The sequence below is a fragment of the Flavobacterium sandaracinum genome, assembly GCF_004349135.1.
In the GTDB taxonomy this organism is placed as follows: Bacteria; Bacteroidota; Bacteroidia; order Flavobacteriales; family Flavobacteriaceae; genus Flavobacterium; species Flavobacterium sandaracinum.
Genome location: NZ_SMFN01000021.1, coordinates 54375 through 63465, shown reverse-complemented (window position 1 = coordinate 63465; position 9091 = coordinate 54375). Strand labels below are relative to the sequence as shown.

6 protein-coding genes are annotated in these 9091 nt (G+C 36.3%); 1 reads left to right on the top strand and 5 read right to left on the bottom strand.

From position 1 onward, the window contains the following. Both E0F91_RS14805 and E0F91_RS14800 read right to left on the bottom strand, forming a co-directional pair. Nucleotides 1-862: tandem-95 repeat protein (locus E0F91_RS14805; RefSeq protein ID WP_243698915.1), on the bottom strand; the 862-nt coding region annotated here is incomplete at its 3' end. Continuing rightward, nucleotides 768-3755, bottom strand: a complete 2988-nt coding sequence (locus E0F91_RS14800) for a hypothetical protein (RefSeq protein ID WP_132067223.1) — start codon at nucleotides 3753-3755, stop codon at nucleotides 768-770. The genes E0F91_RS14805 and E0F91_RS14800, both read right to left, overlap by 95 nt. 432 nt (nucleotides 3756-4187) lie before the next feature. Between E0F91_RS14800 and E0F91_RS14795 the strand changes: the two genes are divergently transcribed. Then, complete coding sequence (locus tag E0F91_RS14795) at nucleotides 4188-5249, top strand: glycosyltransferase (RefSeq protein ID WP_132067222.1); 1062 nt, start codon at nucleotides 4188-4190, stop codon at nucleotides 5247-5249. A 140-nt stretch (nucleotides 5250-5389) separates the two neighbouring features. Here the strand turns inward: E0F91_RS14795 and E0F91_RS14790 are convergent, their stop codons facing one another. From E0F91_RS14790 to E0F91_RS14780, 3 genes are all read right to left on the bottom strand, one after another. Further along, nucleotides 5390-6682 (bottom strand): porin, encoded by a 1293-nt coding sequence (locus E0F91_RS14790; RefSeq protein WP_132067221.1) that lies wholly within the window; start codon nucleotides 6680-6682, stop codon nucleotides 5390-5392. 623 nt (nucleotides 6683-7305) lie between these two features. Further along, on the bottom strand, nucleotides 7306-8358 hold the full coding sequence (locus E0F91_RS14785; protein ID WP_132067220.1) for a sensor histidine kinase: 1053 nt from the start codon (nucleotides 8356-8358) through the stop codon (nucleotides 7306-7308). Further along, nucleotides 8359-9042: a response regulator transcription factor gene (locus tag E0F91_RS14780; protein ID WP_132067219.1), complete on the bottom strand. Its 684-nt coding sequence runs from the start codon at nucleotides 9040-9042 to the stop codon at nucleotides 8359-8361. Between the last annotated feature and the right edge of the window lie 49 nt (nucleotides 9043-9091).

Below are 9091 nucleotides of genomic sequence, written 5' to 3'. Positions count from 1 at the left end.
CCGTTACTGTGATGGTAAGGGTTGCCGTATTGGAGGTGGCTCCAGTGTCGTCGTTTACGGTATAACTCAACGTGCTAGTTCCATTGAAGTTGGGTGCGGGTACGAAGGTGACTAAGCCGGTGTTCGATACACTATAGCTGCCTTCGCCTGCGATAGTAAAAGTGGTTTGTACGCCCGCTGTAGCAGGGTCTAAATCGACGGTGCTCGCGTCTACCGTTCCATCTATATCGGTGTCGTTGGTGGTTACATTGATGCTTACTGTGGTGTCTTCAAGGGTAGTTACACTATCATCAACGGCTACCGCYGCATCATTGACTGCACTTACTGTGATGGTAAGGGTTGCCGTATTGGAGGTGGCTCCAGTGTCGTCGTTTACGGTATAACTCAACGTGCTAGTTCCATTGAAGTTGGGTGCGGGTACGAAGGTGACTAAGCCGGTGTTCGATACACTATAGCTGCCTTCGCCTGCGATAGTAAAAGTGGTTTGTAYGCCCGSTGTAGCAGGGTCTAAATCGACGGTGCTCGCGTCTACCGTTCCATCTATATCGGTGTCGTTGGTGGTTACATTGATGCTTACTGTGGTGTCTTCAGCTGTGCTCGCACTATCATCAACGGCTACCGCYGCATCATTGACTGCCGTTACTGTGATGGTAAGGGTTGCCGTATTGGAGGTGGCTCCAGTGTCGTCGTTTACGGTATAACTCAACGTGCTAGTTCCATTGAAGTTGGGTGCGGGTACGAAGGTGACTAAGCCGGTGTTCGATACACTATAGCTGCCTTCGCCTACAATAGTAAAAGTGGTTTGTATGCCCGCGGTAGTAGGGTCTAAATCGACGGTGCTCGCGTCTACCGTTCCATCTATATCGGTGTCGTTGGTGGTTACATTGATGCTTACTGTGGTGTCTTAGGGTAGTTACACTATCATCAACGGCTACCGGGTTAGCATTTGTACAATTTAAGAATCCTAACACTCCGTCATTACTATTATTAGTATCTACAAAAGCTCCATACACGTTTACGTTATTAATGACTGTTGCAAGAGAATTAACCGTAATTTTAATTTCATCAAATGGTACCGTAGCTTCAAATCCAACATTGTAAAATCCTGGACCAGAACCCAAAATAGGCACCAATAAAGATAAACCTATTAATTGAGGGCCACCTTTAGATTCTTGTAACACTCCATTATTAAAAGTCGAAATTATAAGGGATTGAAACAAATTCAATTCTAATAGATTATTTAAATCTTGTATCGTGAAACCAGCAAATGTTCCAACTGGATAAGTATATAATTGATCTTTTACAGAAACAGAACCAGTTGCAAGAACACCAACAGTGAGTGTAATATTTGCAAAATCATTAATATCACTAGACAAAACATTATCGGAATCACTAACTGCACATGCAACGCAAGCAACACCTTGGATTCCCGATTCGTTGCTATTAATCGCAACAGGAAAGGTAGGATTGGTCAGTGCATATACCACATCACATTGAACCGTGGCAGCGCAAAAACTTTCAAATACTGCATTGTATATCTTAGTATTACCAAGGGCAACTGTCAGTAAATTGGTGAAGGTAATTTTAACCTCATCAAAAGGCAATGTAGCTACGAAACCTACCGTTTTTCTGCCTGTTCCCACTAGTAAATCTGTTCCAATGGAAATTAGTTGACCATTTCCAGACTTAGTTTCTTGCACAACACCATTTAAAAAAGTTCTGATCGTGATCGCATCAAATGCATTGACATCTAACAACGATGTACTTTCAATGTCATAACCTGCAAAAGTACCTGCGGCATAACTTGTAATTTGATTTTTAACAGATACACTTCCACTTACTCCAACACTTGCTGTTAATGAAACTTCTGCAAAGTTACTTGTGTCTGCATCAATTAAATTATCCGTATTGCTCACACTACACAACGCGCAAACTAAACCATCTATTCCGGTATTGGCACCATTCACCACTATTGGATAGGTAGGCGCTGTTATTGGTGTAACAATATTGCAAGCCAATGGCGGTCCTGCGCAAAAACTTTCGAATACAGCATTGTATATCTTAGTATTACCAAGGGTAACTGTCAGTAAATTGGTGAAAGTAATTTTAACCTCATCAAAAGGCAATGTAGCCACGAAACCTACCGTTTTTCTGCCTGTTCCCACTAGTAAATCTGTTCCAATGGAAATTAGTTGACTATTTCCAGACTTAGTTTCTTGCACAACACCATTCAAAAAAGTTCTGATCGTGATCGCATCAAAGGCATTTACATCTAATAACGATGTACTTTCAATGTCATAACCTGCAAAAGTACCTGCGGCGTAGCTTGTAATTTGATTTTTAACAGATACGCTTCCACTTACTCCAACACTTGCAGTTAATGAAACTTCTGCAAAATTACTTGTGTCTGCATCAATTAAATTACCAGTATTGCTCACACTACACAAAGCGCAAACTAAACCATCTATTCCGGTATTGGCACCATTCACCACTATTGGATAGGTAGGCGCTGTTATTGGTGTGACAACATTACAAGCCAATGGCGGTCCTGCGCAAAAACTTTCGAATACTGCATTGTATATTTTTGTTTCGCCAAGGGTAACACCTACCAATTGATTGATCGTTATTTGAACCTCATCAAAAGCTAATGTAGATACGAAACCTACCGTTTTCCTGCCTGTTCCAACTATCAAATCTGTTCCAATGGAAATTAATTGACCATTACCCGAATTACTTTCTTGCAGAACACCATTTAAAAAAGTGCTGATCGTGATCGCATCAAATGCATTGACATCTAACAACGATGTATTTTCAATGTCAAAACCCGCAAAAGTGCCTGCGGGATAATTTGTAATTTGATCTTTTACCGCTACGCTTCCGGAAGCTAATAAGGAAGTTGTAAAAGATATCGACGCAAAATCAGTTAAGCTTGGACTAATTAAATTTTCAGTATTAGTAACGCTACCTATACCTACCCCAGAGATTCCTGTATGCGAACTCTCAATGGCAACGGGAAAAGTAGGCAGATTCATGGCAGTAGCTAAATTGCAAGTCAAAGTTGGACCAGCACAATAAGTAGTTATAACGGCGTAATAAACATCAGTGCTAGAGACCGCTCCAACCAAACTATTAAACGAAATTTCAACAGAATCAAAAGATTGACTGCTGTTGAAGCCCAAAATAAAATCTCCACCAGGAATCGATGCTAGACTTAAATTAAGTAATTGCGAACCCGAAAAAGATTCTTTTAAAACAGGTCCACTATATGTTTTTATTGTAATACTATTGAGTAAATCCAGTGATAACAAACCTGTACTTGGTGAAATTCTAAATCCTGCAAAAGTACCAGCTAGATATGCATCATTACCATCTATTACTCTAAGATTGTGCGTTACACCTACACCTACAGCTGTTATAACCGTTGCAAAATTAGTTAAACTAGCATCGACTAGATTCGTAACATCTGAAACACCACATCCTAACAGACAAAGACCAGTTGTTGAATTACTTGTAGCTAACGCATCAAAAGTACTACCATTTATGAGGGGAATTGGTTCGACCGTATTACATGGAATAGCATTATTAGTGCCTTTAGAAAAATTTTGAGTTAATTTTATTGATGCCTTATTATTCTCCTTTAATCTCTTACTTGCTACAGTGTCATTTATAAATTCTGGTATACCCGCAAAAACAAATGTAGAAAACATTAATAAAATCATTAACGTTAAACTATTTAAACATTTAAAGTTTTTCATAACTATTTTTTTTTAAATAATTAATATAAAATAGTAGTCCTTGTTTTCAGCAATGTTATTCATAGGTTAAAAAGAAAATACTACGCTAGTATGAAATTATATACAAAAATGTTCTCTATTTAAAATTTTAGACAGGTGCATATTTAAGTCCGTTGAATAACTTTTTTAAGACGACGAAAGGAAACAATAAATGCTATAAAAAACAAAGAGAGAAAGTAAAGCTGGACTAGAGTATCGATGTTGATAACATCAAGTAAAATGACGTTTTTTAAGTAAAAAATATTCTTTTGTTCAACCCTTATGTTTTAATTTTATTAAAGAATATAGCAATACAAATAATTTAATAGTTTGGTAATAGTTTACAAATATTAAAAGGCTTGAACTACTGTATCTTTCCCTCTCAAGAAATATTTGATACCTTTACATATGGATATGAAAACCGATCCCAAAACTATCTTAATTGCACCTTTGAACTGGGGATTAGGTCATGCTACGCGCTGCATTCCCATCATTAGAGCTTTGCTAGAGAACAACTATATTCCTATAATAGCATCAGATGGCATTGCACTGGCATTACTCCGAAAAGAGTTTCCTGATGTTCAAACACTAGAACTCCCATCCTATCATATTGAGTATGCTGAAAACGGGGCCAATTTTAAATGGAAGCTAATACAGAATGGCCCAAAAATGATTAGAGCCATTCAGCAAGAAAAAAAAACAATTCAACATTGGATTGAGAAATATGCAATTGACGGCATCATTTCCGACAATAGACTGGGTGTTTTCAGCAAGAAAATCCCATCCGTATATATTACCCATCAGTTGAATGTCATGACTGGGAACACCACTTGGATAACGAGTAAAATACATCAATATGTTATAAAAAAGTACACAGAATGTTGGATTCCTGATCTTGAAGGCTCCATAAATTTCACCGGAAAATTAGGTCATATTGAAAGTCTCAGCATCAAAATTAAATATATTGGCCCTTTGAGCCGGCTCCAAAAGAAACTAGTACCTAAAAAATATGATTTGCTGGTAATTCTCTCTGGTCCTGAGCCTCAACGAGGAATACTGGAAAACCATTTGAAAAAAGAAATTATGCGATTTAAAGGGAATGCGATTTTCATTGAAGGAAACATTCAAAAAGAGCAAAAAATAACAACGATTGGTACTGTCATCTATTATAACTTTATGAATTCTTCTGAGTTAGAACAAGCTTTTAACGAAAGTGAAACGGTTCTTTGCCGTTCTGGTTACACTACAATAATGGATCTAGCTCAATTGCGAAAGAAAGCTTTTTTTATTCCTACACCAGGACAGTACGAGCAAGAATATTTAGCCATAAAATTAAAGAAAGAAGGCCTTGTTCCCTATGCAATACAAGATGATTTCAGAATAGAGGACATTAAAGAAATCCAAGAATATAAAGGATTGCCCCGATTAGATTCTAAAATTGAATGGGCGAATTTATTCCAAGTTTTTGAGAAGTAAGTACCATTTTTTAAACATTAATACTAAAATAGTCGAACTAAAAATCCAAACTACTTACACTCTTATTGTTATTACTTGGATCTAACCCTGAAAAATGTTAAAAGCTCGCGTCTTATCTCAATTACTATTTTTTTAATCCTTTAAAAGTTAAACTGCGCTTGTAATCGCAATAAATTCCCTCGTTGTCTATTATTTTTTAGAGCACTATCTTCAAATGTCCTATCTGCAATAACCCATTCAGCAACCAACTCAAAGGCTTTAAAAGGCTGCCATTCTAGTCCAAATTCATAATCTCGAACAATGTAACTTCTGGCATCTTTTTCAAACTTTTTCCCTCCATCATAGTATTGAAATTTTGCAAATGGATATAAAAGCTTATGGTTAGGCAAATCTATTTTATAATTTAAAGTCACATACCCGCCTTCTAAATCAGAAACCTCAACTGTATTGCTCACTTTATCATAACGAGGTCCTCGTCCAAAGTTGTACTCTGTTTGAACTCCAAATGGTTTTGGATACAATACAAAAGTTGCACCTACCCTCTGATCTAGGGTGTTTTGCTTATTTGGAGTAGTTACTCCACTAGACAACTCGTTTCCAAAAGCCCACTTTCCAGTGTATGCCTGAATACCAGGTTCTATTATTTGAGATCCAATTACAAAAGGATAACTCACCCTTGTAACTACGTGCAGGTTTCTATTGCCTTCCGATCTATTAGCCGTTTGCCCATTGTATGCTCCAAAAGCAAATACACCATAGTCACCCGAACCCTTGAAACCCTCTGTAATAAGCATCGCAAAACGCTCTCTTATTTCTGCAGGTGCCCAATAAAAGAAAACTCCTAAATCCCTTTCATTAGCCGCAGCACTGTTCATAGCATCATTACGATCCAATGTCAAACGATTTTGACTCGATTGCATATTTTCAAAACCAAATGGAACTTTACTTTGTCCTATTCGCAGTCTGTACTCTCTTTTTTTATCAAAAGATAGGTCAAAATAAGCATCTCTTATTTGAGCAAAATTATTAACCCCAGAAGAAGGAGAGCTGGCAAAATCAGGCTGAATATAAAAATAAACGTTTGGATGAACTTGTCCTGAAAAAACAATACGAGCTCGACGTATGAAAAAACCGTTATTTGATTTTGCATCTGGATCGGTTGAGGTGGTTCCCCATGATCTATCGCATTGCTCACAAGATACTTTATCGTTAGTAGAAAGCAAACCATTGTAACGTACTTGAACATATCCCCTTATTGTGATGGCGTCATACCAGGTCTCCTTTTTAGGTTTTAATTTTTCTTCAGCTGCATTTACTTTATTTATCGAATCTAAAATACGTATAACCTCCCTTGAAATAGCATCTTTATTCCCTTCTTGTGCATTTAAAAATGAAGCACTTAGCACCAAAACCGCAATTAAAATTTTTCTCATGTTATTAAGCAATCAATATTGTGTTATGAATTTGCAAAACTAATGTTAAGCATTCAACTCAATATTAAGCAAGAGTTAACATAATGAAAAGTTATTGTATTTTACAAGTAAAAAGGCATCTTATTTAATTATCTATTAAAAAAACCAAACTGAGCAGTTCATATTTTGGATTTAAACAATTATTCTCAACCAGATCGTAAACTTAGATTCCTTAATCTGCGTCCTAAAATGCGACAACAACAGTATATTACCATTAATTCTGAAAAAATACGTCTTCTTAAGTTGAGTTGTTAGCTAGCTTTAATTCCTCTTACCAAGAGTCAACTATTTTATAACCGGAATTAAAGTTATCAAGAAAATTAGACCTAACATACTTGATATTAAATTTAAAAAAAATGAAAACATCGATTTTGGCTGTGTGTGGGAGGAGCTAATTATAAAGTAGTTTGTAAAGATACTTTTGTTAGTAGCGATAGAAATGAAAGATTCCCTAAAGGTCTAAGGAAACTTTTATGCTTAATTAAAAAGACTAAACCAGATGATCCTAAAATCAAGTTTACAAGATTAATCCTGTAAAAAAGATGATACCGTTAAAAAATGAAGTGAAATTAAAATCGTTTGACTTATTTATTCTTATTTGCTTTTTCAAGTGTAAAAGAAAATTCAGAACCTACGCCAAAGCTGCTATCAATATAAATTTTTTCATCATGCGCCTCAATAATGTGCTTCACGATGGACAAGCCTAAACCAGAACCACCCTCGGTTCTTGCACCACTTTTATCAACGCGATAAAAACGTTCAAAAAGTCTGGAAATATTTTTTTTCTCTATTCCTTCTCCATTGTCCGTGATTCGAACGATTACTTTTTCATCCGTTAAATCTTCGATGCTTACTTCAGTTGAACCTTTGAATTTTCCATATTTAATAGAGTTTACAATTAAGTTCATCACGACTTGTTGAATTTTTTCCTGATCGCCAACCACCATCACCGGCTTATTGTATTTCATATCAAACATCAGTAGGATATCTTTTTTGGAAGCTTTCATTTCGAGCAAATCAAAAACATTCTGAACGAGCTTCACAATGTCGAATTCGGCAATCTCTAAATTCAGCTCTCCAATTTCGAGTTTAGAAATCATGTCTAAATCCTGTACAATATAGATGAGTCTTTCCACCCCTTTTTCAGCGCGCTCTAGGTATTTCTTCCGAATCGTTTTATCGTTCATTGCCCCATCCAGTAAGGTTGACAAATAACCTTGAACCATAAAAAGAGGTGTTTTGAGTTCATGAGAAACGTTTCCAAGAAACTCTCTTCTATATTCTTCCCTTACTTTTAAGGTTTCTATTTCTAATTTTTTATCGGTGGCAAACTTCTTTACTTCACGAGTAAGAGTTGCCATATCCGTTGTTATCGGTTGGTTTCTAAATGTGCTTGATTCTAATAAGGAAACGTCATCGTATATTTTTTTTACCTTTTTATAAATGAAACGTTCCACCCTATATTGAATCACAATGAAGGAGAAAGCTGCAATTGATAAGGCAAAAATTAAGCTAAATTGGTAGGAAAAGCTAAAAAATAAATGCGTGAGAAAACCAACTAATCCAGTAGAAAAAAGGGTGATATAAAGCGCCGACTTTACGGCAAAGCGATATGTTTTTTTAAAATTTATTGTCATTTATACTTCAAACTTATACCCAACGCCTTTTATTGTTTTAAAAAAATCTTCTCCAATTTTTTCGCGTAATTTTCGGATGTGAACGTCAATCGTTCTTCCGCCCACAACGACTTCATTGCCCCAAACTTTATCCAGAATTTCATCGCGTTTGAATACTTTACCGGGTTTTGAAGCTAACAAATAAAACAGTTCAAATTCTTTTCTTGGCAATGCAATTTCAATATTGTCTTTTACAATCTTGTATTCTTCGCGATTGATTTCGATTCCACCTACATTTAATGTCTCGCTGTTTTGCTCTTTTTCTTTTAATCGGCGCAACAGGGCTTTTACTTTACTAACTAATAATTTAGGTTTGATGGGCTTCGTAATATAATCATCGGCACCGGCATCAAAACCAGCAACTTGGGAGTAATCTTCACTTCTGGCAGTCAAGAACGTAATTAGGACATTACTGAGTTCGGGGATTTTACGAATGTTTTCACAAGCTTCCATGCCGTCCATCTCTGGCATCATAACATCCATTATAATCAGGTCTGGAATTTCTTTTTTAGCTAGTGCAACGGCCTCTTTCCCATTGGATGCTGTAAAAATTTGATATCCTTCCTGAGAGAGGTTGTACCCTACAATTTCTAAAATATCCGGTTCGTCGTCAACTAATAGAATCTTGGTGTGTTTTTTCTTCATAAAGCGCCAAAAATTGTTTTTGAATTGTAAATGTAACAATAAATGGGGT